Annotated in this window: 19 protein-coding genes; 13 read left to right on the forward strand and 6 right to left on the reverse strand. The window is 48.1% G+C overall.

Features of this window, described 5'->3' with window-relative positions; all coding sequences use genetic code 11:
* Window positions 1–40 precede the first annotated feature (40 nt).
* The 6 genes from MKY66_RS10710 (at window position 41) to MKY66_RS10735 (ending at window position 7,173) form a co-directional block, all read left to right on the forward strand.
* Window positions 41–754 carry a class I SAM-dependent methyltransferase gene (locus MKY66_RS10710; RefSeq protein ID WP_076208956.1) on the forward strand — a complete coding sequence of 238 codons (714 nt, stop codon included), beginning with the start codon at window positions 41–43 and terminating at the stop codon, window positions 752–754.
* A gap of 155 nt (window positions 755–909) precedes the next feature.
* Window positions 910–1,347, forward strand: coding sequence for a GNAT family N-acetyltransferase (locus MKY66_RS10715; RefSeq protein WP_076208955.1), 438 nt, complete (start codon window positions 910–912; stop codon window positions 1,345–1,347).
* Window positions 1,348–1,566: 219 nt separating this feature from the next.
* Window positions 1,567–2,025: a MarR family transcriptional regulator gene (locus MKY66_RS10720; RefSeq protein WP_076208954.1), complete on the forward strand. Its 459-nt coding sequence runs from the start codon at window positions 1,567–1,569 to the stop codon at window positions 2,023–2,025.
* Complete coding sequence (locus tag MKY66_RS10725; protein ID WP_076208953.1) at window positions 2,022–5,189, forward strand: MMPL family transporter; 3,168 nt, start codon at window positions 2,022–2,024, stop codon at window positions 5,187–5,189. The genes MKY66_RS10720 and MKY66_RS10725 overlap by 4 nt, the downstream gene beginning before the upstream one ends.
* A 203-nt stretch (window positions 5,190–5,392) precedes the next feature.
* Entirely contained in the window at window positions 5,393–6,019 is a 627-nt protein-coding gene (locus MKY66_RS10730; RefSeq protein WP_076208952.1) for a GDSL-type esterase/lipase family protein, read from the forward strand.
* A 92-nt stretch (window positions 6,020–6,111) separates the two neighbouring features.
* Complete coding sequence (locus MKY66_RS10735; RefSeq protein WP_083656912.1) at window positions 6,112–7,173, forward strand: phosphotransferase; 1,062 nt, start codon at window positions 6,112–6,114, stop codon at window positions 7,171–7,173.
* A gap of 113 nt (window positions 7,174–7,286) precedes the next feature.
* On the opposite strand, the gene MKY66_RS10740 is transcribed toward MKY66_RS10735, so the two are convergent.
* From MKY66_RS10740 to MKY66_RS10750, 3 genes are all read right to left on the reverse strand, one after another.
* Window positions 7,287–7,964 (reverse strand): tetratricopeptide repeat protein, encoded by a 678-nt coding sequence (locus MKY66_RS10740; RefSeq protein ID WP_026081149.1) that lies wholly within the window; start codon window positions 7,962–7,964, stop codon window positions 7,287–7,289.
* A 14-nt stretch (window positions 7,965–7,978) separates the two neighbouring features.
* Complete coding sequence (locus tag MKY66_RS10745) at window positions 7,979–9,967, reverse strand: TetM/TetW/TetO/TetS family tetracycline resistance ribosomal protection protein (RefSeq protein ID WP_076208951.1); 1,989 nt, start codon at window positions 9,965–9,967, stop codon at window positions 7,979–7,981.
* Window positions 9,968–10,109: 142 nt separating this feature from the next.
* Window positions 10,110–10,985, reverse strand: coding sequence for an AraC family transcriptional regulator (locus MKY66_RS10750; RefSeq protein WP_076208950.1), 876 nt, complete (start codon window positions 10,983–10,985; stop codon window positions 10,110–10,112).
* A gap of 192 nt (window positions 10,986–11,177) precedes the next feature.
* Here MKY66_RS10750 and MKY66_RS10755 point away from each other — a divergent pair, with 192 nt between their 5' ends.
* Window positions 11,178–12,695: a tagaturonate reductase gene (locus MKY66_RS10755; protein WP_076208949.1), complete on the forward strand. Its 1,518-nt coding sequence runs from the start codon at window positions 11,178–11,180 to the stop codon at window positions 12,693–12,695.
* A complete protein-coding gene (locus MKY66_RS10760) occupies window positions 12,692–14,206 on the forward strand; it encodes an altronate dehydratase family protein (RefSeq protein ID WP_179088480.1) in 1,515 nt (504 codons plus the stop codon). The genes MKY66_RS10755 and MKY66_RS10760 overlap by 4 nt, the downstream gene beginning before the upstream one ends.
* Window positions 14,207–14,307: 101 nt before the next feature.
* Here the strand turns inward: MKY66_RS10760 and MKY66_RS10765 are convergent, their stop codons facing one another.
* The 3 genes from MKY66_RS10765 to MKY66_RS10775 all read right to left on the reverse strand — a co-directional run bounded on the left by MKY66_RS10765 (window position 14,308) and on the right by MKY66_RS10775 (window position 18,451).
* Window positions 14,308–14,994, reverse strand: a complete 687-nt coding sequence (locus MKY66_RS10765) for a hypothetical protein (protein WP_076208948.1) — start codon at window positions 14,992–14,994, stop codon at window positions 14,308–14,310.
* A 34-nt stretch (window positions 14,995–15,028) separates the two neighbouring features.
* Complete coding sequence (locus MKY66_RS10770; RefSeq protein WP_076208947.1) at window positions 15,029–15,985, reverse strand: YafY family protein; 957 nt, start codon at window positions 15,983–15,985, stop codon at window positions 15,029–15,031.
* A gap of 438 nt (window positions 15,986–16,423) precedes the next feature.
* A complete protein-coding gene (locus tag MKY66_RS10775) occupies window positions 16,424–18,451 on the reverse strand; it encodes a beta-galactosidase (protein WP_076208946.1) in 2,028 nt (675 codons plus the stop codon).
* Between the two features lie 128 nt (window positions 18,452–18,579).
* Here MKY66_RS10775 and MKY66_RS10780 point away from each other — a divergent pair, with 128 nt between their 5' ends.
* The 5 genes from MKY66_RS10780 (at window position 18,580) to MKY66_RS10800 (ending at window position 25,473) form a co-directional block, all read left to right on the forward strand.
* Window positions 18,580–19,413, forward strand: coding sequence for an AraC family transcriptional regulator (locus tag MKY66_RS10780; RefSeq protein WP_076208945.1), 834 nt, complete (start codon window positions 18,580–18,582; stop codon window positions 19,411–19,413).
* 143 nt (window positions 19,414–19,556) lie between these two features.
* Window positions 19,557–20,345 (forward strand): alpha/beta hydrolase, encoded by a 789-nt coding sequence (locus tag MKY66_RS10785; protein WP_076208944.1) that lies wholly within the window; start codon window positions 19,557–19,559, stop codon window positions 20,343–20,345.
* Between the two features lie 84 nt (window positions 20,346–20,429).
* Window positions 20,430–21,095, forward strand: a complete 666-nt coding sequence (locus MKY66_RS10790; protein ID WP_076208943.1) for an SGNH/GDSL hydrolase family protein — start codon at window positions 20,430–20,432, stop codon at window positions 21,093–21,095.
* Window positions 21,096–21,107: 12 nt separating this feature from the next.
* Window positions 21,108–21,989, forward strand: coding sequence for an SMP-30/gluconolactonase/LRE family protein (locus MKY66_RS10795; protein ID WP_076208942.1), 882 nt, complete (start codon window positions 21,108–21,110; stop codon window positions 21,987–21,989).
* A 433-nt stretch (window positions 21,990–22,422) separates the two neighbouring features.
* Window positions 22,423–25,473, forward strand: a complete 3,051-nt coding sequence (locus MKY66_RS10800) for a X2-like carbohydrate binding domain-containing protein (RefSeq protein WP_256704140.1) — start codon at window positions 22,423–22,425, stop codon at window positions 25,471–25,473.
* Window positions 25,474–25,744 lie beyond the last annotated feature (271 nt).

Genomic DNA, 25,744 nt, shown 5'->3' on the forward strand with positions numbered 1-25,744 from the left:
AGAAGATGCAAATCATTTTCTAATTGATGGGGGTGTCTTGATGGGAAACGAACAATTTGAGGCTGCGCGAAAAGCAGAGGCAGGTTATCATTCCAATTTCTATCAGAATAATGAGTTATTCGCCTCCGGTACCTGGATGTCGAGGCCCATGCCTATGGTGATGGATATGCTGGAACGTCTACTTGCTCACAAGGAGGAATTGCGTGTCCTCGATCTGGGATGTGGAGTGGGAAGGCATACGATACCGATTGCACAGCGCCTTGCAAAAACGAACAGTGAAGTCATCGGTGTGGATTTGCTGGATGAGGCAGTAGACGGACTTCGCAAGTATGCGAAAGAATATCAGGTTGATCATATCGTGCAGGCAGTGAAAGCAGATGTTGAACATTATGCTGTGGAGCCAAACTATTTTGATTATATCGCTGCTTGTTCTTGTCTGGAACATGTCTCCAATAAGCAAGCCTTTATGGAAGCGATAGACCGATTACAGGCCGGAACTCGAACAGGGGGTATTCATTGTATTACGATGAGCACCAATGTGGAGGAAAAAGAAATCAATACAGGCAAGGAGATTAAACCATTAATTGAACTGAACTTGTCGACAGTTGAAGCGATCGCTTTGCTGGAGGATGCCTACAAAGGATGGAATATTCTGCTTCAGGAACATGTTACACAGACGATTGAAGAGGAAAAGTATGATGAACCGACACAATTTCGTTGTGAACTGCTTCGTTTCGCTGTGCAAAAGCAATAAATTCTCTGCCGGGACCTGACAAAGGACCCGGCACTCTTAATGTGTGGTCTGAAGGGAGATCGTTGTCGGAGTTGAATCGGCACACGACTTGAACTTTTAGAGGCTAACGACTACAATACGATAACGGAAACAAGCAAGGTATAGGAGGAATCAAGGTGTTAATTAATCTGAAATCACGCATACAGGAGCCGGAAGTACAGGAACTATTGTCCTACTCGGTCTTTCCTGATCCGGATCACTTGAACCGTGCGTTGCAACAATATGTAGAGAAAGACGAATTGCAAATGGGCGGTTACGAAGATGAGGGACAATTGATCGGTCTGATTGGATATGAGAAGACAGGAACAAGTGAGGTTACCATTCATCATATCTCGGTTTTGCCTGAAAACCGCTTTAAAAATTATGGACGTGGTATGATCTCACAACTGTTGGCAAAATACAATCCAGATAGACTGATTGCTGAGACCGAGCTGGAAGCCGTCGAGTTTTATCGGAATACGGGGTTCGTGGTATATAGTCTGGGTGAATTATACCCAGGTGTGGAGCGATTCCGTTGTGTGCTTGAAAAAGAGGAAGATACAGACGAAGAGTAGCACGGAGGCCTTTTATTACTTTAAGGAATATATGGATTATAATCATTACAGGATGTTGGATTTGGCAATGAGCTGAGTCGGACGTCCTGTTTTTTTGTCGTTTTCATCAAAAAAGCAGGAAAAAAGTATTGCTTTAAGAGATTGTTTCATTATAGAATAGTTTCACAGAAGAATAGTTCGTTAAGTGAACTATATAGAATCGGGAAAGGAGAATGAAGAATGAGTACACCGGATGCAAAAAGTTTGGTGAACCGCTATTTGGATGCTTCCTTTATGGTCAATAAGCGGTTTGATACGCGGATACGTGAACAAGTGGGGCAGACCATAACGACCGATCAGTTCTGCGCACTTCGTCTGATTGAAGAAAAACCTTTCTGCACGCCCTCTGATCTGGCAGAGCTTCTGTGTATAGGTAAGAGCAGCATTACCGCTTTGGTCAACAAGCTGGTGGATCGCGATCTGGTCCATCGTGCCGGAGATGAACGTGACCGCCGCGTTGTATATCTGACACTGACGGATACCGGACGACAGGTATACAGGGAAACAGAACAGGAAATACAGCAGATTCTGGAGCCGTATCTGGTTCATTTTACACCGGAAGAGGTTCGAATTTTCATTGAATCTTTTGAGAAGCTTGCAGCTTTGCTAACGCATGAAGGAGGACAGGAGAACAAATGAGAGCGATACTAAAAGCAAGATGGTGGTTAATAGGGCTATGGGTTGTTGTAGCTGCCGTGTTGATGTTTACTGCCCCTAACATGAGTGAACTGATTCGGGAAAAGGGACAGTTTTCGGTTCCGGAAGGGTACTCTTCCACCCAGGCCGCAGCGATTTTGAATGAAGCTGCAGCACAAAAGGGAGAGCAGCAAGGCAGCCAGATTGCTCTTGTATTTTATAATCCCGATGGGCTGGGCACCACGGGGAAACAAGAGGCAGAGAAGGCCGTTAAGCAATTGGAGGCCGACAAGGAGAAGCTCGGTATTCTGTCCATTCTGGAACCTTTCTCTCAGCCTGAACTGTCCGAGAAGATGATCTCAGCTGATGGCAAAACGATTCTAACATCGCTATCCATTGATCAGGGAGATCGTACGGTCAAGGAAATGCGGGAAGACCTGAATGAAGCATTGAAGTCCGTCAATGTGGAGCACTACATAACCGGTAAAGGTCTGATTGATGAAGACACCATTGAAAGTTCACAAGAGGGGCTTAAGAAATCGGAATATATTACCGTTGTCTTTATTTTACTCATTCTGTTCCTGGTCTTCCGTTCGTTTGTAGCTCCGTTTGTCCCGCTGCTGACGGTGGGGATCAGTTACATTGTATCGCAACAGATTGTTGCATTCCTGGTGGATGGGCTCGACTTCCCGATATCCACATTTACACAGATCTTTATGGTCGCCGTCATGTTTGGGATTGGTACGGATTACTGCATCCTGCTGATTAGTCGGTTCAAGGAAGAACTGGCTCATCATGAGAATACGTGGGATGCCATCATTGCGACCTATCGTACTGCCGGTAAAACGGTACTCTTCTCAGCACTAGCTGTGCTGGTTGGATTCATTGCGATTGGCTTTGCCCAGTTTATGTTGTACCGCTCTGCGGTTGCCGTAGCTGTAGGTATTGCTGTGATGATGCTTGCCTTGGTGACCATCGTGCCATTCTTCATGGCGGTGCTGGGCAAGAAGTTATTCTGGCCGTCGAAGGGTTCACTTGAACATGCCGAGAGCAAGATCTATGGTGCGGCTGGTCGCTTTTCACTTAAACGTCCATGGGCTGCGCTGCTCATCGTTGCGGCTGTCTGTGTGCCTCTTCTGGCAACCTACGATGGCAAACTGTCGTTCAACAGTCTCGATGAGATTGGCGAGAAATATGATTCCGTAAAAGCTTTTAACATTATCTCTGACAGCTTTGGTCCGGGTGAATCGCTGCCGGGTCAGATCGTCATCCAGAACGATGAAGAGATGGATAATGCAAAGTATATGGCCGTTGCGGAGAAAATTAGCCGGGAAGTAGAGAAAGTAGCCGGAGTCTCTGGTGTCCGTAGTATGACACGACCTACGGGTGATGAGATTAAAGATTTTGAAGTTACACAGCAAGTGGGAACATTATCGGATGGACTGGGTGAAGGCAAGACGGGTCTGGACAAAATCAGTGATGGCCTGAGTGAAGCCAGCAGTCAGCTAAGTAAAAATGAACCACAGTTAAAAGAAGCTGCTGATGGAGCAGGTGAACTTACCAAAGGAACCTCCCAGTTGCAATCGGGTATCACGCAACTCAGTGAGGGACTAGGGCAGATTGAAAAAGGTATTCGTGATGGTTCCGCAGGTGCGGGTGATCTGAAAGCCGGACTTCAGCAAGCCAAAACGAGTGCAGATCAGCTTGCGCAGGCGAACAATCAGTTGCTTGAAGCCTATCGTCAGGCGGGAGCAGGGGTCGCTGCACTGGGGGATGGAACCCGCGAACTGGAACAACAGTTGAACGGGGTTTCAACAGCTCTAACCAGTCTGTCCGAATCCTTCACAGCACTTGAAGAGCGTTATCCTGAATTGCAGCAAGATGCTGATTACCAGCGTATCAAAGGTACGATTGGTGAAACAGGTTCTGGCACAGCGCAGCTTGCTCAAGGTTTGGGTCAGATTAAGACCAAACTTGGGGAAGCCGCTGCTGGAATTAATCAGGCCAATGAAGGGTTTGCCTCCGCAGCAGCCGGACAAAAGGCGCTTGCCGATGGTCTGGGCCAGATTGTAACGGGAATTGGTCAGTTGCAATCTGGTCTCAAACAGGCTGCGGATGGTCAGGGCAAAGTGATTAGTGAAATTCCTTCCATCCAAGATGGACTTGGCCAGCTTCAGGGTGGTCAGGAGAAAATTCAGCAAGGCTTCTCGGATCTGAGTGGTCAGCTGACACAACTGACAGATGGACTGAACCAGAGTGTCGATGGTATTAAACAGGTATCCGGGGGACTGGATTCAGCGCAGGACTACCTGACGCAATTGCAAAATTCACCAGATTCCGATCTGGCAGGCTGGTACGTTCCTGATGAAGCACTGAACAGCAAAGACTTCACACAGGTATTTGATACGTATCTGTCTGAAGATCGGAAAACGATGACGATTGATGTTATTTTCGCCGAAAATCCATACGGAACAGAAGCCATTGATCGTGTTCCTGACATTGAGGCGGCAGTACATCGCGCAGTACAAGGCAGTACGCTTGAAAAAGCAGACATCGCCATAGGTGGCGTTACGAGTACGTTTGCAGATCTGCAGGAGATCTCGAATAACGACTATACACGTACTGTAATGCTGATGCTGGCAGGCACATTTATTATTCTGGTTGTGCTGCTCCGCTCAGTCATTATGCCGCTGTATCTGATCGTTTCCTTATTACTGGCTTATTTCACATCGATGGCGTTAACCGAAGTGATCTTTGTTAATATCCTCGGATTCGCAGGTATCAGCTGGGTTACTCCGTTTTTCGGATTTGTTATGCTGATTGCACTCGGTGTGGATTATAGCATCTTCCTGATGGACCGTTTCAATGAGAACAAAGGCATGAAAGTACAGGATGCCATGTTGTACGCGATGAAGAACATGGGAACCGTTATTCTATCTGCCGCGGTCATTCTGAGCGGTACATTTGCTGCCATGTATCCATCCGGTGTTCTCTCGATGATGCAGATTGCCACAGTCGTCCTTAGCGGATTGATCTTGTACTCTCTGCTGTTCCTGCCATTCTTCGTCCCAGTGATGGTGAAGATGTTTGGCCGGGCCAACTGGTGGCCGTTCCCGAACAAGGAACAATCAGATTCCGTTGATTCGGATCGGACCATAGGCATGTAATGCATTGCAATGGATCAGGCTCTGCCGCGTTATGCGGCAGGGCTTTTTTCTTTTTTTTACCTCTACAGAAGAAGAGTGGTCTTATGCAAAAAAGAAAGGTGTATGCCTAAGGACACCATCCCGCGCCTTGTCTTGCAACTCATCATAAGATATAGAGCAGTTCATTATTGTTCAGAGAAATCACAGCAGAGAGGGGCGACGGGATGGTATATCGATATGTGGCTATAGGAGATTCATTAACAGTAGGTACAGGAGCGTTGCTGGGCACCGGCTTTGTTCCTTTATATCGGCGAATGGCAGAAATGAATGTTCGTACGTTTGTATCCATGGAAAATATGGGCGTAAATGGACTGACGTCGGGGGAAATGTTGCAGATGATCTCTTCGCATCCCCGAGTGCGGCAATCGCTCCGTGAAGCGGATATCATTACCATATCCATTGGCGGGAATGATCTGATTCGTACGTTCAAAGCAAGTAATGGCATTCTAAATGCTAGCAAAATGACACAGGTGCTCGGAGAAACCCGCAGTAATGTATCCCAGATCATGCGGCACATTCGGCAGTTAAAGGGTAACCATGAGTATATGGTCCGATCCATCGGATTGTACAACCCGTACCCACAAGCGACGGAAGCTGCGTACTGGGTGCGCCAATATAATTTGTTTCTGAATGGAGCGGGATCAGGCAACTATGCGTGTGCTCAGGTGTATGACAGGTTTGAAGGTCGTGAGCGTGAACTGTTGTTCTGGGACAGAGTGCATCCCAATGCAAGAGGGTATCGTGTCATTGCGGAGCAGCTTAATCGGACGGGATATTATCCGTTCTCTTGATCACTTTGGAACAGAACTAGACCAAGCGATGGACTTCCTTTAAGATAAATAGAAGACAGTTCCATTTTGTGAGATAAAGGGGTTAATTTTTGGTGCAAAACATCGATTCCGGTTCCCTCCATCCTTCAGAGCAGCAGCGTATATCCGAAGTGTTGGCCTTATATGGTTTTACATCGGATTGGGAAGGCGAGCGTGGAAAGGGTGGGATGAATAATTCTACTTACATGCTCCATGTAGACGGGACTAATTACGTCATGAGACAATATGAAACACATAATGATCCGATGAAAATCGCCTTTGAACACAAGGTGCTGGCAGCCCTCCAACGTTCGAACTTCAAGCTTGATACACCTTCACCTGTAAGGCGGTTATCTGGTGAGGGAGGTACATTCCTTTCTGTAAAAGATACCCTCACTGGTCATACCAAAATCGTGACTCTGTTTCATTATAGGGAAGGTGTCAATCCCATCTGGCACACACCAGATCAATTGATAGGGCTCGGTAAAGCGGCGGGGGCCCTGTCTTCTGTTATGGCTACGCTGGATATACCACTTGAACCTGTGTATCCACCATACTATCGAATTCAGGATGCGTATCCGCTCTGTTCACAAGAACGATTATTACAGTTATGCACATCGCCGCCGGAGCAATTGGCCGCATGTACAAATGAGTTGAAGCAACTGAGAGAGGCGCTGCCAGATCTGTTTGAAGCCCTGCGGGGTATGGAACATCTGCCGCATCAATTGGTTCATGGGGACGTGAATGCCTCGAATGTATTGGTAGATCAGCAGGATGGTGGAATCTGTGCCATTTTGGATTTTGAATTTGCGACATGGGATTTGCGGGTAATGGAGCTGGCTGTTCCGATGTCTGACCTCCTTACCATGGACAAGAGTGAAGATTGGATGTGGCAGGCACAGGAGGGACTGATCAGGGGATTTCGGGAACAGGTCAGCCTGAAACCGGAAGAGTTGCTGGCTATACCTCGATTGATTTTACTGCGTAGTCTGGATGTGGTCATGCATTTCATCAGTCGGATGTTCGAGGGTACAGATGAGCCGGAAGTGGCTGTGGAGCAGATTGTGAAGCTGAAACAGCGGATCGACTGGATGCGTCTTCATGAAGAACGACTGCGTGAGATATTGGTGTATTAATATCGTTATTAAAAATAAAGTGCACTGGTACTGCTCATACGAGGGCAGAGATCAGTGCACTTTTATTGGTTAGAAAAGTGATATATGAAGATTACAGCGTATAGCGAATGACATTACAATCCACGTTTGCGGAACCAACTGCGGACAGCCCAGCGGCGCTCCTGACGTTTTTTGTATTTGGGCAACGAACGATAAACGTTCAACGATTGCTCGTATGCCTGCTTTGCGTCTGCATTGCGCCCAAGGGAACGGTGAACCGAACCGAGCAGATAATAAGCTTCACTGGAAGAGGAATGAATCTCCTGAAACTGATGCACATAATCCAGCGCTTTGTCCTCATGCGTATCTTTGAAGGCTCCAGCAAGGGTTAGGTACGGACGTCCGTACTTGACTCTGGGGTTGATCTCGAGGGCTTGCAAAATATGACGTTCGCCTTTTTCAATGTTACCCAAATGAAGCTCAGTTGTCCCTAATGCCTCCCAGTACTCAGCTGATTGTTCGTATGGGCGCTCCAGTTCAAGCAATAACGCATGTGCCTCACTGTAACGCTTGCGCTCAATTAACAGGCGAGCCAGTTCCAGCTTGGAAGAAACTTCATTGGGACTCATGGCAAGCTGTTGCCGAAGCCGGGAGATGTTACGCATACGTTTAAGAGGTTTCGTGAAGCTTGGGAACACCCCAACGTAACGACGATCCAGGAAATACAGTATAACGAGTAAAATGAGGATGGCAATGAACGGATTACCTACAATCCGCCATAGAAGGCCAAAGATAAGAAATTTAATAAGCACAGGTTCAACTCCATTTATGATGTAATCGCGTTTCGTACACTTAAAATATATTTCGATTGATCCAGCGGGTTAACTCCTCTGCGTTTGCGAGTATGATTCACATCCGCAGGACAATCTTGGTATCCGGCAAACGAAGTCGTAAGCACTCCGCGGCCGCTTGTCTCGGAACGCAGTTTCACCGGATAATCCATTGAGGTGGCAAGAGGCATAACTCCTTCAATAATACAACGTCCACTACCAATGACGGGGGCTTCGAAGGTTGCCCGCATATGTACCAGATCGCTAAGGGCCTTACCGCCGTATTCCTCCGGGACCGTCAGCCGGAACTGAAGAAGGGGTTCCAGCAACGTGGTACCTGTTCTCGACAATCCATCCATGATTCCCATAGGCGTGGCTACAACAAAATCCAGCGGATGTGTATGCCAGACATGATGTTCCCCTTCCACCAGCGTGATGCGCAGATCGGTTACTTCCCAACCGAGCATACCTTGAGACAAGGCTTCCGGAATTCGTCGTTCAACTTCATTCTGATAACGTAACAGCAGATCATCTGTCCTTACGGTTGAGGCATAGATCAGACCGCTTCCGCGAGGCAAAGGTTCAATCTTGAAGCGGAGGATGGCCCAGCAGGGCTTAGGCATCGTATAGGCGATGTAACCTTCTCCGGCTGTACGTGGTGTCTCCTTATAGATGACGGATGGTGGATCAAACACGACATTCAATCCGAAACGACTTAGCAACAGGCTGGATAAAATCTCAAGCTGAATGGTTCCCATGACCTTGAGATGCAGTTCACGTTCCTCCGGCAACCATTGCAGGTCGAGTAAGGGGTCTTCATCCGTCAACTCTTGCAATGCTGCAACAAGATCGGGGTAACGTGCCGGGTCCTTGCCATGTACTTGTACGGTCAGCAAAGGTACAGCCATCTGTGGCAGAGGAGGTACACCCTCAGGATTGCCGATAATGTCACCCACATATGTGTCACTCAGTCCGTACAGCGCAGCAATCTGCCCCGCGTGAACGGCACCGGTATCCGCCCATTTTCGTCCATCCATGCGGCGAATCTGCGTCACTTTCTCTTCAAGCTCCCGCGTCGAATTATGGATGGTATCCCGATTGTGTAAGCTGCCACCATACATACGGACGTAAGCCGTGCGTCCCATCGTGCGATCACGTTCAATCTTGAATACAACACCCGATACGGGAGAATCCACTGGTTGTGCAGGTGGGGGCAGGAATGCAAGGACTGCGTCCAGCAATGCCGTGACGCCAATTCCTTTGCCGGAAGCGCCATAACACACAGGGAACATCTCACCCTGATGCACATACCGCAGGAATGCTTCATTCAGATCCCTTTGCGATAACGGAGTTTCCTGGATGTAGGCTTCCATCACCTCTTCGTCCAGCTCGGCAAGGATCTCGACCAGACCTGGAATGGAAGGTGTCCCATCTGACAGAGAATCTTGATTCGGGTTCCATAGGGAGTCGATGCCATGAAATGAATCTTCATGGAGCTGATACGCTTGGATTTCGCATGCGAAAGGGGACAGGGTGGAACGAATCTGCTCCATTACCGCTGGGGCAGACGCGCCAATCCGATCCATTTTATTAATATAAATGATGGTTGGTATGCGGAGTAAACGAAGGGCATGCCAGATGGCTTCACTCTGGGACTGAATGCCTTCAACTGCCGACAGAATGAGAATAGCGCCATCCATTACCCGTAGCGTTCGCTCTACTTCGGAGCTAAAATCAATGTGACCAGGCGTATCAATGAGGTCAATGATGGTGTTCTTCCAGATCAGAGAGGTCATGGCTGCCTGAACGGATATGCCACGTTCTTTCTCAATGTCCAGGGAGTCTGTGGCTGTTGTTCCGTCATCCACGCGTCCCGGACTGCGGACGACACCACTCTCGTATAACATATGCTCGGTGGTGGTTGTTTTCCCTGCATCCACATGGGCGAAGATGCCGATATTCCTGCGATCTAATTCGTATAACATGGAATGCTAAGCTCCTCTGACAACGGAATGCAATGTTTCCGACAAGTAATAATCCAGATTATCATACCACATCTTCCATATGGAAGAATATGTGGATATATATGATTAGGCCCAGGCACCTATGTTCCAGTCTGGTTCTATTTTAACGAGAACTGTTCATGGTTCTGCGGTATGCTGCGGGTGTTGTACCGGTTAATTTTTTGAATTGACGGTAAAAGTGGGGCAGGCTGTCGAACCCGCAAGCATCGGCAACGGCTGCCATCGTCTCATCACCTTGCACCAGATGCTCTTTCGCCATAATGACCCTTCGTGCTAATGCGTAATCCGTTAGAGTCATTCCCGTGTATCGTTTGAAGGCACGACTGAAATGGGCAGGGGATACAGAGGCGTACTGCGCCAGTTCAGGGAGGGAAAGGCCATTCCGAAGGTTCTCGTCAATATGAGAGATCGTAGAAGAGAGCCAGGAGGGACCCGGAGCGGATTTACCCGGATTCGCAGGTCCAGCAGCTTCCAGACGTTCCAGAAAAATGAGTAACAGTTGCAGCCTTAACAGGGCCGCATGTGCGCTTAGATGATGACCGAGCTGGAATTCGGTCTGAATATCATCAATGAGGGCGGCGACCTGTGATTGCTCCTCTGTGTTCAGATGCCTCTTATACACACGTTGTTTACGACAACGTTCAAACAGGCTTAGCAAAGAAGAAGCAGCACCTCCGGCTGTGGATGCCAGCAATCCCGGGCTGAAGAACAATGCGGAAGATGTGACAGGATTGCCTGCATCCGGCAAGGCTCGGTGAACCGTGCTGCCAGGAATGATGAACAGATCTCCTTCTTGCATATTCTCAAGTCCCGTATCAATAAAGATGCTTCCCTGACCCCGATATACATAGATAATTTCATGCCAGTCGTGAAGGTGATCTGGCAATTCGTTCTGAGGGGATTTGGTATCGCTGTACACCAGGCGGAACGGAATACCGGATTCTGCCTGAATAGTCGTACGAACAGGTGAACGTTCCATAAAGACTCCTTTCCAGACGATCGTCTTCAACGAGATGTTATACCTGGTCATGAGAGAGTATATTTACCGCAATATAAGCAATTTAATTTCCTTTTATTGATGATACAATGAATTTAAAGCGTTTACAATAAAAGGGTGCAGAGCCTTCGAGCTGCATTCCGACAGTACAAATAATCGATGAGGTGAGTGTCCATGTCGGCAAGCACGAAACGGCCAAGGTTGAAGCTGAATTTACTGGGGAGCGATGGTCAGCGCAAGTGCAAGGAGATTATGGAGCGTCCCGTGAAGGTTTTGCAGATTGGAGAAGGTAATTTCTTGCGGGGATTTGCAGACTGGATGCTTCATGAGAGTGCCAGACAAGGCAAATTCCATGGAAGTGTAGCTGTTACCCAACCACGACCGGGAGGCAAAGCCAAGCTGGAGCAGATTCGTGATCAGGACGGGTTATACACGATGATTACGCGAGGGCTGTCTCAAGGAAAGCCGGTTGAGCGGACAGAGTTGATCTCCATTTTCTCACAGTGTATCAATCCGTATGAGGAATGGGATGCCTTTCTGAACTTGGCGGAACTGCCTTCACTTGAGTTCGTTATTTCCAATACAACCGAATCAGGATTGAAATATATGTATGCGGACTACATCGAGGATGAACCCGTCCAATCATTTCCGGGGAAATTAACGGTTTTCCTGCATCAGCGATATTTGAAATTTGATGGTGATCCATCCAGAGGTTTGATTCATCTGCCATGCGAGCTGCTTGAAGGCAATGGTGACGTGCTTCGTAGTTGTGTTCTCCGTCATAGTGAGGATTATGGGTATTCGGAAGGCTTCCGCTCATGGATCGAGAACCATAATCACTTCTTGAACAATCTGGTAGATCGAATCGTAACAGGTGCGCCGACCCAGGAGGAAGCCGATTCCCTGACGAATCGCTGGGGGTATGAGGACCAGTTGATTAATACGGCAGAGCCATATCATTTCTGGGCCATTCAGGGTGATGAATCATTGGACAAAAAACTTCCTCTCAAGCAGGCAGGTCTCAATGTACATTGGGTGAAAGATCTGAAGCCTTTTCAGGTACGCAAAGTTCGTATTTTGAATGGGTCACATACCTTAATGTCATCCCTCGGCATTCTGCAAGGCAAGCAGCATGTGAGAGAAACGATGGAAGATCCGTATTTTGGCTCATGGATCAGGGAAGCTGTGCATCAGGAGATCGTGCCTGCTCTGGATATGCCCGATCATCAGCTGGGCCAGTATGCAGAAGAAGTGTTCGAACGGTTCCTTAACCCGTATATTGATCACAAATTGCAAGATATTGCTTTGAATACGATCGGGAAATTCAAGGTGCGTGTGCTGCCAACACTATTGTCTTACGAGCAAAATCAGGGAAGTTGGCCAGAACGTTTAATTCAAGGGTTTGCTGGATTATTGTGTCTCTATCGTCCGGTAAATACGCCAGAAGGTTACAAGGCACAACGACTGAATGGAGAGGACATTCTGCTGCGGGATGACCCGGATGTCCTGGCTGCTTTGGCCGCACACTGGGAAGGTTATGACACGCTTAACAGGAATCAGAACCAACTGGATGACCGGGTAGCGGCTGTGTTGTCGGATACCTTGGTCTGGGGCGAAAATCTGGATGCAAGAGAAGGGCTGCGTGCAGCACTTGTTCGTGAAATCGGATTGTTGGAAGGTGAAGGGAAATGAACACAACAAGTACAATCAATGACTGGATTGCCATTCAACCACAGGATGATGTCATTATAGCGCTCCGGGATTATGCCAAAGGAGAATGCATTACCCTGCCAGACGGAGTTTCTTTTACCTTGCTGGATGACGTGCCCAAAGGACATAAGATTGCTGTGCATACCCTGGCACCGGGTGATGATGTGATGAAGTATGGTTTCTCCATCGGGATTGCCCAAGAGCAGATTGAGCAGGGAAGCTGGATTCATAGTCACAACCTGAAGACGGGTCTGCACGGATTGCTTGAATATGAGTATCAACCGGGAGCCCAGGTGCAGACGGACATGCCTCCGGAACATCTGCGCTCATTCGATGGATATTTGCGTCCCAATGGTGAAGCAGGTATTCGTAATGAGATCTGGATTGTGAATACGGTTGGATGTATCAATAAAGTGTGTGAAGCTTTGGCACGTATGGGGCAGTCCCAGTTTGGAAGCCGGGTAGATGGTGTATTTCACTTTCCGCATCCATTCGGGTGTTCACAGCTTGGTGATGATCTGAAGTATACACAACAGTTGCTGGCCTCCTTGGTGGAGCATCCGAATGCAGGAGGCGTGCTCGTCATCGGTCTGGGCTGTGAGAACAATCAGGTCGATGAATTCCGTGAGTGTATTGCTCCGGAATACCGCGGTAAAGTACGGTTTCTCAAAGCACAGGAAACGGATGACGAGCTTGAGGAAGGGCTTCGACTGATGGAAGAACTTGTGGAGATCGTTGAACATGAACAACGACAGTCGCTTCCACTCAGTAAACTCAAAATTGGTTTGAAGTGTGGCGGTTCCGATGGTTTATCCGGCATTACAGCCAATCCGCTGGTCGGTGCAGTTGCTGATATGTTGGTTGCTGCCGGGGGGACGGCTATTCTGACGGAAGTTCCGGAGATGTTTGGTGCGGAGACGATCTTAATGAACCGGGCTGCCAATGAACAGGTATTTCACGATTTGGTGGACCTCGTGAACGGCTTCAAGCAATATTTTGTGAACCATGGCCAGAACATCTATGAGAATCCTTCACCTGGGAATAAGGCTGGTGGCATCACAACGCTAGAGGAAAAGTCACTTGGATGTACGCAAAAGGGAGGACGTTCTTCCGTAGTCGACGTTCTACGTTATGGCAAACGTGTAACTCAGACCGGTCTGAACATTGTAGAAGCACCGGGTAATGACCTGGTATCTGTAACGGCACTGTCTGCGGCGGGTGCACATATTGTGCTCTTCACAACAGGGCGGGGGACTCCCTTCGGAGGCCCGGTACCTACAGTCAAGATTGCGACCCAATCCGATCTGGCGAATCGCAAAAAACACTGGATTGACTTCAACGCAGGCCAGCTGTTGGAGGGGCAGACGATGGATGAGGTGAAAGTACAGCTGTTCAGCCAACTGATTGACATTGCTTCTGGGCGGTCACACACACTTAGTGAGCAGCATGGATTCCGGGAGATTGCCATATTCAAGGATGGCGTGATTCTCTAAATCCATTCTGGATAGAGGCTGTTAATCGTCTGGGTTACATTATAGGGTGAACCACAGCCAATTCCGGTTGAAATCTGCACTACAACCGGGATTGGCTTTATTTATATTCCACGGATGCCAAGTGTTTTGGAGATGCTTGATAATGCGGCGAGTGAAGCATGTTGTTGCAGTTGAGCAACCAGCAGTTCACGCGCCTCTGCAACGCTACCTTCAAACGGCTTAATGCCGTGACGTTCCATCCAGTGACCAGCAGTCTCGTATGCGGAGCTGTTCCAGGCGACTTTGCCTTCTGCGAGCCCTTCTTTTTCTTTGGTGCCACTGATCACAATGGCTGCACAGCCCTGAAGGTCCAGAAGTCCACGGTCAAATGTTTTTTTGTCCTCTTTTGCCCCGAAACCGGCTTGTGATCGCAAGGCACGTCCATCGATGCCTTCTTGTTCTGCAACTAACGCATGGAGTTTGAACGCTTCACGGGAGAGCAGACCCGCCTCATACTGTTCCTTGATGGTTCTGGAGTCGGCCAGCAGTCTGTGTACCCAAGGGAAGTATTCAGATGAGACAAGAAGCGCTTTCTTTTTGACAAATTTTCCATAGGCAGCAATGCCCTCTTCAGCCAGGCGTGAACGCCACAACCAGGGATCGAATTCATCATCCTTGTGCCAATGTTCTTTGGGGGTTAGCGATGAAAGAGAAGGATATTCGGTAAATAGTGGTGCCAGAGGCAGCAGCCCTGTGGACTGGATACGCTGTACTGCTTCTTCGTACGTTATAACGGCTTCATATGTCATGATATCAGTAGGCTCCTTTTTGTGTGTAGTCAAGTTACGACTTGGTTGAAGCAAGGTATCTCCGGCTCACTTCCTCGGCATGCTGACGAATCTCACTGCGAAGTTGGAGGGGTTCGATCACTTCGGCTTCACGTCCCAATCGGTAAAAGAATCGTACGGCCCAGTCCCATTCCCCTGGTGGACAAAGGAATGATAATTCCCAGAGATCCGGGGCAATTTCAATCATCTTTTCGCCGATATGCTCGTCCTGTTCAGCTTCGATCATTCCCCGATAACTCAGTTGTGCCTTAACCAGGGTTGGCGGCTGTTCTGGAGGGATCGGCTTACTCTGTTGTTGCTCCGCCTGTTCGTTAAGCACCTGTGCATCCTGGGGTTCGATCTCTTTGACATCGGTAATTCGGTCAACCCGAAACAGACGCTGTTCACCATGTTCGAGGGAATATGCTTCACAGTACCAGAAGCCGGAGGAAGCATATACCCGTGAGGGACAGATATGCAACCATCGCTGACGTGATGCGGAGCGATACAGCACACTAAGCCACCCATGTTCGGGTATACAAGCCAGCAGTGCGTCCAGATGAGGAAGAATGTAATTGCGGTCTGGAATATGATGATACAGCTGTTGGAGCATGGGATCAATTCGCGACATGATATCATGCGGAATGATGGCCTTAACTTTGTTCATCAGGGTCCAGCGTTTCTCATGAAAGGGTGTGTCGGCGTAGCGACTTAGACCTTCAAGAGCGAATAGGAGCGTCGCTGCTTCTACCGGGTCCAGCTGTAATGGGGGTAATACGTAACCCTCCATAAGTCTGAAACCGCCTCCCGGACCGGAAATGGCAATAATGGGCACATTCATCTCGGAGAGGGACTGAATATCCCGGAGAATGGTGCGACGGGAAACCTCAAATTTCTCACCTAATGAGTGTGCCGTTTCGTGACCATGCTGTAATGCCATTACAATGGCAGCAAGCCGATTTGTTCTGTTCATGTCAGCCACTCCGTTTCGATCTGCGCCGCCGGAAAGTGATGTCGTAGTTATATTTCTATTGTAACAACGAATAAGTGACATCATGAGTGTCACCAATTTTTCAACTGTTCATTATTTTATAATGGATCAGCATCAGGATTCACAAGCATGTTCCGGCAGGCTTTGTTAAAATGTGTTTCCCGTCCAATTCGCTTTGCATACTGATATTTCCTTCTATCAAAAAGACTACAGATCATGCCAAAAAACCGTATCCGGTGTAGACGGATACGGGAAGTAGCAGCTTTTGGCTTACAGAAGACGATAAAGGTCTGAAATCTATACCAATATCCTCGCTGAAGACAATAACAAGTATAAAAGGAATGAATATGTGACACTTTGTATCGCGGAAATTTCTATCACATTATATTATTCCGAATGATTCCAATTAAGCGAAATCGCTTATTTCATTTCGAGCAATTGCACTCCACGGGCTTCAATCTCAACACTTCCCGAAAGCTCACGATTGGTGAGCAGATCATGTGCCTTAGCTGTTCCCAGATCATAGCATTGTGTGGTTGCGTTATGGTTCATGACAAACAGGTAGGGTCTGCCGTCTTTGGTTCGTGCGCTTACTTCAACACCTTCTGGTGTCTCCAGCAAGGACTCTACGTTCTTCGCTGCTGCAAGCTGTCCCAGCAAACCATCGAGGAAGCGCTCATCCGGGTCGGATGCAACGTACCAGGCTTCACCTTCGCCAAAGGTATTACGTGTCACAACAGGCATGCCTTTATAAAAGTCGTCTCCATACTCCGCGATGACTTCGGCTCCTTCACTGTGCAGCAGGTCACACAGCATGCCGCAGCCATACTCTCCTTGAAGATCACCGTAGGTTTCTTTGAGGACAATGCGGTTCTTTTGCTCAGGCAGCAGGGCATCAATCTCTTCCACCCAGATTCCGAGCAGTTTACGAAGTTCTCCCGGATATCCACCTGTAGTCACGAGATCGTTCTCGTTGACAATGCCGCTGAAGAAGGTTGTCAGGAATGTTCCACCTGCTTCAACAAACTTCTCCAGTTTGGCGGCATACCCTGGTTTAACCATGTAAAGGACAGGGGCAAGGACAATGTCGTATTTGCTCATATCCGTATCCACACTGATGATATCTACTTGTATGTTGCGGCGGAAGAAGGCTGCGTAGTATTTATGGATCTGATCCACATAATTCAGGGCAACCGTAGGTCCGCTTGATTTTTCGATGGCCCACCAGTTATCCCAGTCGAACACAATCGCTACTTTGGATTCAACAGATGCATCCAGCGTGGTGTCTCCAAGGATCTGCAATTCCTTGCCCAGCTCAGCGACTTCGCGGAATACACGTGTGTTCTCATGCCCAGCATGCTCAATAACTGCACCATGATACTTCTCACAGGCACCGATGGAGCGGCGAAGCTGGAAGAACATAATGGTATCGGCCCCGTGCGCAACAGATTGATAACTCCACAGACGCATGACACCTGGACGTTTCAGTGAGTTATATGGCTGCCAGTTCTGCTGACTTGGTGTTTGCTCCATCAGCATGAACGGTTGACCATCTTTCAGTCCGCGCATAAGGTCATGAGCCATTGCCGTGAAGCTGACGGGTGTTGCGAGACCAGGATAACTGTCCCAGGAGACGATATCCAAATATTTTGCCCATTTGAAATAGTCCAATTGCTTGAAAAATCCCATCAGATTGGTAGTAACGACGGAGTCCGGAATATGTTTTTTGATTGCATCGTATTCCAACAGATAACAATCCAGCATGCTGTCGGAGTTGAAGCGAGAGTAGTCCAGCGAGATTCCCTGGAACGTTGAATTGTTGTTACCCCAATGTTCGCTCAGGTTACTCGGTAATACAATCTCGTCCCAATCGTAGAAGGTATGCCCCCAAAAATTCGTGTTCCATGCTTTGTTGACCTGTTCCAGAGTCTGATAGCGTTCTTTCAGATACACGCGGAACGCTTTTTCACAGTTGTCACAGTAGCACTCACCGCCATATTCGTTGGAGATGTGCCATACGAGAACCGCGGGGTGATCCTTGTATCGTTCGGCCAGTTTATCCGCAATCTTCTCAGCGTATTTGCGATAGGTCGGGCTGTTGGGACAGGAATTATGGCGCCCACCGAATTTGCGTTTGCGTCCATCGGCATCTACACGAAGCACGTCTGGATATTTCTTTGCCATCCAGGCCGGATGGGCAGCAGTGCTTGTTGCAAGGCATATATAGACACCGTTTTCATGTAAGCGATTAATCAGTTGGTCGAGTTCTTCAAAACGGTATGTAACTTCATCAGGCTGAATCAGTGCCCATGAAAATACGTTGATTGTGGCAATATCAATTCCTGCCAATTGGAACATGCGCAGGTCTTCAAGGTGGGTTTCGTGATCCCACTGTTCCGGGTTGTAATCGCCCCCGTAGAACATTTTGGGCAGTTTGTTACTAATCAATGTGTTCACCTCTTGTATAAGAATAATCCTATACTATATGATACATATGACTTTTAAAATATAATAAAAGTAATGACTCATATAAGAATACGGAAGTTTATTTCAGCTTATACCCAAGGAGGCATCCCATGTTTATCTCCCCCCGACATCAACGATATTTCATGACATCACGTGATCAGCCGTTGCCCCTTTATATTGAGAGCCTAGGTTATAACGGCAATCAGGAGAAGGTGTCCAGACCTGTGGGGTATCCCTGTTACCATTGGCTTCAGACAGTAAAGGGAGCCGGAGAATTCAAGTTTGCCGGGTCCACGGTCGTACTGGGGGAAGCATCAGGTATTTTGCTGCCGCCAAATGAACCGCATGAATATGTGCGCGCCCAAGGAGAGTGGGAGACATTCTATATTACATTTGGCGGTTCCCAGTGTCCGGCAATCTTGGAGTCACTTAGTCTGGGTGAAGCAGCGTTGCATCAGTGGGAGCAGAGCAGTCCGTTCAATGATTACGGCCAGGAAGTGCTGGATTCGATCAGAAGTGATCAGGATTTGTCGGGACTCGAGGCGTCAGCGGATATATACCGATTTTTGATTTTGCTCAAAAAACATGGCATGACCGGCAATCGTTCTTCCATCTCAAATGCCGTGGAGAGACTCGCTCCGCTCATTGCATTCATGGAACAGCATTATGCGAATCCCGAGATTGGGCTCGAACATATGGCTGACCTCACAGGGATCTCATCCAGACATCTGAATACCTTGTTTAAACAATCTTTTGGCATGACAGCCTACAGTTATTTTATTTTGCTGCGCATTCGCAAAGCCAAGGAAATCATGACCGCAGACCATAGACCCACGATTAGGGAAACGGCAGTTAGGGTGGGCTTTCGGGATGCAAGCCATTTTGTAGCAACCTTTCGCAGGATTGAGGGGGTGACTCCTGAACAGTTCCGTAATTTGTACTAACATGTACCCAAATGATCAAAAAGTGATGCCAGGAAGGTATTGATGCGTTAGGGTCATTACCGTTATGATGGTATCGATTCCTGAGATTCGAAAACGTTTAAACGGACCCATGGTTCCGTTCTACTTGGAGAGGATGATTGAAGATGACAACAACGATACCCTTATGGGATCATGCTGCACCTTATGCAGCCCAGGGCCATGAAGACGAAATGCCACATTTGATTCCATTTATTCAGCCCGGTTCCGAGAGCGCTGTCATTGTATGTCCAGGGGGCGGCTATGGATTTTTGGCTGATCATGAAGGTGCTCCAATAGCCGAATTGTTGAACCGTGCAGGCATCAGTGCATTTGTCCTGAAATATCGGGTGGCGCCTCACCAGCATCCTGCCCCGATAACAGATGGTCAGCGTGCCATACGTTATGTTCGTGCTCATGCTGAGCAGTACGGCATTAATCCTGCCAAAATTGCAGTACTTGGTTTCTCCGCAGGCGGACATCTCACAGCAACACTGGGAACGCTGTATGACGAGGGACAACCGGATCATGAGGACCTCATTGAACGCCAAAGTTCACGCCCGGACCGAGTTATTCTCTGTTATCCGGTCATTACGATGGAGTCCTATGGACATGCCGGTTCCCGTGAGAATTTGCTTGGGTCTGACGCTTCTGCCGAGCAGATCAAGGCTTTCAGCGCGGAGCAGCAGGTGAGAGCGGATGCTCCTGAAGCATTCATCTGGCATACCAGCGATGACCAGGCAGTACCTGTGGAGAATAGCTTGCGTTATGCACTTGCATTGGGCGCGCATGGCATTCCCTATGACTTGCACGTTTTTGAGAAAGGTTCACATGGACTTGGATTGGCTGAGGACAACCACGCGGTTCGGGTATGGTCAGATCTGTGTCTCACATGGCTCAAGAATCAAGGCTGGTAATTTTCCTGGCTGGTATCAAGTGAACGGTCCTGACTAATCGAGTGATCCGTATATTAGCGCTTTGAAGCGAAGGAGAAAATAACGATGAAATTGCAAAAAAACGACAAGCTTTTGTTTATCGGGGATTCGATTACAGATTGTGGTCGGGAACATCCTGTAGGTGAAGGCAGTTCAGGTCTGGGCCATGGTTACGTAGCGCAAGTCTATGCCCTCTTGCGGTCCATCTATCCGGAATTGATGTTGCGTGTCCAAAATGTGGGTAATGGTGGAAATACGATTCGTGATCTGAAACAGCGCTGGGATCGTGATGTGCTTGACCTTAAACCGGACTGGCTGACGATCATGATTGGCATTAATGATGTATGGCGTCAGTTCGACAATCCATTGTCAACAGACTCACATGTGTTTCTTGAAGAATACGAATCCACATTGCGTGAACTGGTGGCTTCGGTTCGTCCCAACCTGAAAGGTCTGGTACTAATGACGCCTTATTATCTTGAGGCCAATCCGGAAGACCCGATGCGGGCCACGATGGATATCTACGGAGAAGCGGTACGCAGGGTAGCGAATGAGTATGATGCGGTGTATGTGGATACACAGGCTGCATTTGCACCATTTTGGGATCATTTCTATACGTCTGTACTGACCTATGACCGGGTACATCCGGATGCAACGGGCCATATGGTACTGTCCAAAGCATTCTTGGATGCCATCGGATTCGAATGGTCTGGCGGCGTCAAATCTGAATAAGGACGTGATGGCATGAGCGACGTAACTGTAGCAGTACAAACCCCGGCATTACTGGGGGAAGGTCCAAGCTGGGATGCGGAGAACAATCGATTATTGTGGGTAGATATTGAAAGCTTCAAGGTGCATGTGTATGATCCGGCTACAGGGCAGGATCAGGCTTATGATGTCGGTGAACATGTCGGGGCTGTTGTTCCCTATCGTGGTGACGAAGTTGTGGTTGCTTTACGCAGTGGATTCCATACGTATCACTTGCTTACGGGTGAGCTGCAGGCTATTGAAGACCCTGAACAAGATAAGGAGACCAATCGTTTTAATGATGGAAAATGTGATGCGAAGGGCCGCTTCTGGGCAGGCACGATGAGCATGAATAATGAAAGCAAAGCCGGATCGCTGTATTGTTTGGAGCAAGGGCAACCCGTTCGCACAATGGTACAAGGTGTGTCTACATCCAACGGCCTGGGCTGGAGTCCGGATCGGCAGACGATGTATTACATTGATACCCCGACACGTTCTATTGACCGGTTTGATTTTGATCTGACGGCAGGTACGATACAAAATCGGACAAGTGTCATTCACATACCGGAGGAATTCGGTTTTCCGGATGGGATGACGGTTGATGGTGAGGGCATGCTGTGGGTTGCGCACTGGGGCGGAGGAAGAGTCACACGTTGGAACCCGCATACATCAGAACTGTTGCAACAGATCGAGGTGCCGGCAGATCAGGTAACATCCTGCTGTTTTGGTGGACCGGATCTCGAAGAGTTGTACATTACAACAGCACGTATAGGGATTAAGGAAGAACGTCTGAATGAGACACCGGATGCGGGCTCACTTTTTGTCATCAGACCGGGTGTTAAAGGGCAGGAGACTCACGCTTATGGTAGCCAGCAATAAACAGGTGCCAATTATGTAGTGAACCTCAGTGAACCTTTGCCTGGTTTGCCAGGAAAGAAACGATTTCATTTTTTACTCTTATATAAAATGTCAAAAGGTGCTGTTCTAACAGCATCTTTTTTTGATGTATAAACGATTTTAAACACTGAAAATATTTTACAAAAATCGGAATTTCGACAGAGGGGTTTGGAGATTGCCAGCGAATGTTATTTATTGAAAGTATTATCCAGATAACCGCGAATCAAGAACAATTATGTAAGCGCTTAACAATATGACTGGAAGGGGGTGAGGCTTCTTGTATCAAGGGATGCATTGATTCGTCTGGCACGCCATCATCAGCACGATGAGACAGCGGGGATAGACCGAAATGCAGTAACGAAGTAGAAGAGGAGGATAAGTTGATATGAGAACGTTTATGGGGAAATTGCGAATGATGAGCCTGACGGTTGCTGTAGTAACCGCCTCGCTGGGAGGACTTGCTGGAACAACAGCGGCGGCACCAAGTGAAGCCTATGAGTGGAAAAATGTGGTGACGGGTGCAGGAGGCGGGTTTGTACCGGGCATTATTTTCAACGAGTCGGAAAAGGATCTGATCTATGCCCGTACGGATATCGGGGGAGCCTATCGCTGGAATGCGACTGACGAGAGGTGGATACCCTTAACGGATTTTGTCGGCTGGGATGACTGGAACAAGAATGGTGTGGACGCACTGGCTACGGACCCGGTTGATCCCGATCGGGTGTATATGGCAGTTGGGACGTATACGAATTCGTGGGACCAAAATAATGGCTCCATCTTGCGCTCTACGGACCGGGGAGATACATGGCAGACCACAACACTTCCGTTCAAAGTGGGCGGCAACATGCCGGGACGTTCAATGGGAGAACGCCTGACCGTGGACCCAAATGATAACAGTATTCTGTATTTCGGTGCACGAAGTGGTCATGGGTTATGGAAAAGTACCGATTACGGTGTGACCTGGAACGAAGTCACAAGCTTCCCGAATCCGGGAAATTATGTGCAAGATCCTTCGAATGAATATACCAGTGACATCGTAGGTCTGGCATGGATTACATTTGACAAAACAACAGGTTCGGCAGGGCAAGCAACCCAGACAATCTATGTGGGTGTTGCGGATAAAGATCAAAGCGTATATCGCAGCACAAATGGCGGCCTGACCTGGTCAGCTGTTGCTGGTCAACCTACAGGTTATATTCCGCATCATGGTGTGTTTGATTCAGACGGAAGCCTCTATATTACGTATAGCGATGGTGTTGGACCCTATGATGGGACAAAAGGTGACGTGTGGAAACTGAATACGTCTACAGGTGTCTGGACCAACATCAGCCCTGTTCCAAGCAGCAGCACGGATAATTATTTTGGATATGGCGGATTGGCTGTTGATGCACAGAATCCCGGTACATTGATGGTTGCGACATTAAATTCCTGGTGGCCGGATGCCACCTTGTTCCGGAGTAAAGATGGCGGAGCAACGTGGACACGCATATGGGAATTTGAAGGATATCCGAATCGGAAGTTACGTTATACACAGGATATTTCGGCAGCTCCATGGCTCACATTTGGCACCAATCCTGCCCCACCCGAAACAACCCCAAAACTGGGCTGGATGATCGGTGATCTGGAGATTGATCCGTTTGATTCGGATCGCATGATGTATGGAACGGGTGCTACGATCTATGGAACGAAGAACCTGACAGACTGGGATGATGATGAAAAAATCAATATTTCAGTGATGGCGAAGGGGGTTGAGGAGATTGCCGTGCTGGATCTGGTCAGCCCGCCAAGTGGTGCACATTTGATAAGCGGATTGGGAGATGTCTCCGGATTCCGTCATAACAATCTGGACCAGGCTCCAGCTACCATATTTACGAGCCCGAACTATCCTTCCACAGAAAGTCTGGATTTTGCAGAGTTAAGTCCAAATACGATGGTTCGCGTAGGTAAAGCAGATTATGCTGCTGATCCCAATGCAAAATCCATTGGTTTGTCCAGTGACGGAGGTACTACGTGGTATAAGGCCAATGCAGAACCTGCCGGCACAACCGGAGGAGGGACCGTAGCCATCTCTGCGAATGGTAACCGACTCGTATGGAGCACGTCAGATAAAGGCGTACATTATTCGACTGGCGGCAATTCCTGGACGGCAAGTACGGGCATACCTGCACAGGCAAAAGTGATTTCGGATCGTGTCAATCCAAACAAATTTTATGGATTTGCAGCTGGTAAAATCTATGTGAGTGTGAATGGTGGTGCTACCTTCACGGCATCACCTGCGACTGGACTTCCGATGGAAGGAAATTCCGATCTGGATGCCGTTCCAGGTGTTGAAGGTGAACTCTGGTTTGCTGGTGGCAGTGAGGAAGAAGGTCCTTACGGATTATGGCATTCCACGGATTCAGGAGCGACATTCACAAAGCTTGCCAATGTAGAGGAAGCAGACAGTATCGGATTTGGTAAAGCGGCCCCTGGGCAAAACGTTGTTGCGTTATACACGGTTGCACAGATCGATGGAACACGTGGATTCTTCCGCTCCGATGACGGTGGTGCCAATTGGGTTCGTATCAACGATGATCAGCATCAGTATGCTCGTGTAACCACAATTACGGGTGATCCGCGTTTGTATGGAAGAGTATATCTCGGAACAAATGGCCGCGGAATTTTGTATGCTGACCGTGTTGGAGGTAACAATGGCGGAGGAGACGGCGGGGGTACTCCAGTGACCAACTCTGCGATTACACCGGTTACAGCCGAATTTGATCGCAAAGCAGGCAATCAGGTTAATATTCCAGTCACGTTAACACTTAACGGCAATACACTTGCATCCATTCGCAACGGGAATGCAACGCTGGTTTCAGGTACAGATTACACGTTGACAGGCAATGAGGTCGTATTAAGTAAAAACTACCTGGCTTCACTGCCAAATGGCGCAGCGACGCTAACCTTTCAATTCAGCGCAGGTGCTCCTGCGACCTTGAATCTGCTCATTAAAGACACGACAGCTGCACCTGTTGGAACCATACGCATTGAGATGTTTAACAGCAACACTTCAGCGACGGGCAGCTCAATTAGTCCCAAATTCAAACTGACAAATACGGGTACTACAGCCTTGAATCTGTCTGATTTGAAAATCAGATATTATTACACGATAAACGGTGAACAGCCTCAGAACTTTTTCGCTGACTGGGCGACGGCTGGCAGTGCGAATGTAACAGGCACGTTCAGTGCACTCAATCCAGCTCGGACAGGTGCTGACCACGTGCTTGAGATTGGATTCACAGCTTCTGCTGGAACTCTAAATGCAGGACAAAGCACGGAAATCCATACGCGCATCTCCAAGAACAATTGGACCAACTATACGCAAACGGATGATTATTCTTTTGCAGGTAGTCAGACTTCCTATACGGACTGGTCCAAAGTCACTGGTTATATCGCGGGAAGTCTCCAATGGGGAATTGAACCATAAGTGAGTGATTTAACGAAATAAAGGATTGAAATAGGGGTCCTGATTCGCCAGATGATCAAATGGCGAGTCGGGGCTTCTTATTTTGTCGAAATATAGTGTAAACTATAGATAGTTACCATTGCTTAAAGGATCGTTTTAGGATATAAAAAGATGTACAATCAATTTAAAATTAATGTAACCGCTAACACTGGAAAGTGTTTATAACCGATATATAATAGTTGGTATAGCCTGTACAGATATAGAGGAAAGATTAGACAAGGGGGTCGCGATC

It is taken from the genome of Paenibacillus sp. FSL R5-0766 (genome assembly GCF_037971845.1).
Classification (GTDB): domain Bacteria; phylum Bacillota; class Bacilli; order Paenibacillales; family Paenibacillaceae; genus Paenibacillus.

Bases quoted from the DNA above. Each gene is read 5' to 3' on its own strand.
- MKY66_RS10710 (WP_076208956.1), top strand. From the start codon at position 41: ATGGGAAACGAACAATTTGAGGCTGCGCGAAAAGCAGAGGCAGGTTAT.
- MKY66_RS10720 (WP_076208954.1), top strand. From the start codon at position 1,567: ATGAGTACACCGGATGCAAAAAGTTTGGTGAACCGCTATTTGGATGCT.
- MKY66_RS10725 (WP_076208953.1), top strand. From the start codon at position 2,022: ATGAGAGCGATACTAAAAGCAAGATGGTGGTTAATAGGGCTATGGGTT.
- MKY66_RS10730 (WP_076208952.1), top strand. From the start codon at position 5,393: ATGGTATATCGATATGTGGCTATAGGAGATTCATTAACAGTAGGTACA.
- MKY66_RS10745 (WP_076208951.1), bottom strand. From the start codon at position 9,967: ATGTTATACGAATTAGATCGCAGGAATATCGGCATCTTCGCCCATGTG.
- MKY66_RS10750 (WP_076208950.1), bottom strand. From the start codon at position 10,985: ATGGAACGTTCACCTGTTCGTACGACTATTCAGGCAGAATCCGGTATT.
- MKY66_RS10755 (WP_076208949.1), top strand. From the start codon at position 11,178: ATGTCGGCAAGCACGAAACGGCCAAGGTTGAAGCTGAATTTACTGGGG.
- MKY66_RS10760 (WP_179088480.1), top strand. From the start codon at position 12,692: ATGAACACAACAAGTACAATCAATGACTGGATTGCCATTCAACCACAG.
- MKY66_RS10765 (WP_076208948.1), bottom strand. From the start codon at position 14,994: ATGACATATGAAGCCGTTATAACGTACGAAGAAGCAGTACAGCGTATC.
- MKY66_RS10770 (WP_076208947.1), bottom strand. From the start codon at position 15,985: ATGAACAGAACAAATCGGCTTGCTGCCATTGTAATGGCATTACAGCAT.
- MKY66_RS10780 (WP_076208945.1), top strand. From the start codon at position 18,580: ATGTTTATCTCCCCCCGACATCAACGATATTTCATGACATCACGTGAT.
- MKY66_RS10785 (WP_076208944.1), top strand. From the start codon at position 19,557: ATGACAACAACGATACCCTTATGGGATCATGCTGCACCTTATGCAGCC.
- MKY66_RS10790 (WP_076208943.1), top strand. From the start codon at position 20,430: ATGAAATTGCAAAAAAACGACAAGCTTTTGTTTATCGGGGATTCGATT.
- MKY66_RS10795 (WP_076208942.1), top strand. From the start codon at position 21,108: ATGAGCGACGTAACTGTAGCAGTACAAACCCCGGCATTACTGGGGGAA.
- MKY66_RS10800 (WP_256704140.1), top strand. From the start codon at position 22,423: ATGAGCCTGACGGTTGCTGTAGTAACCGCCTCGCTGGGAGGACTTGCT.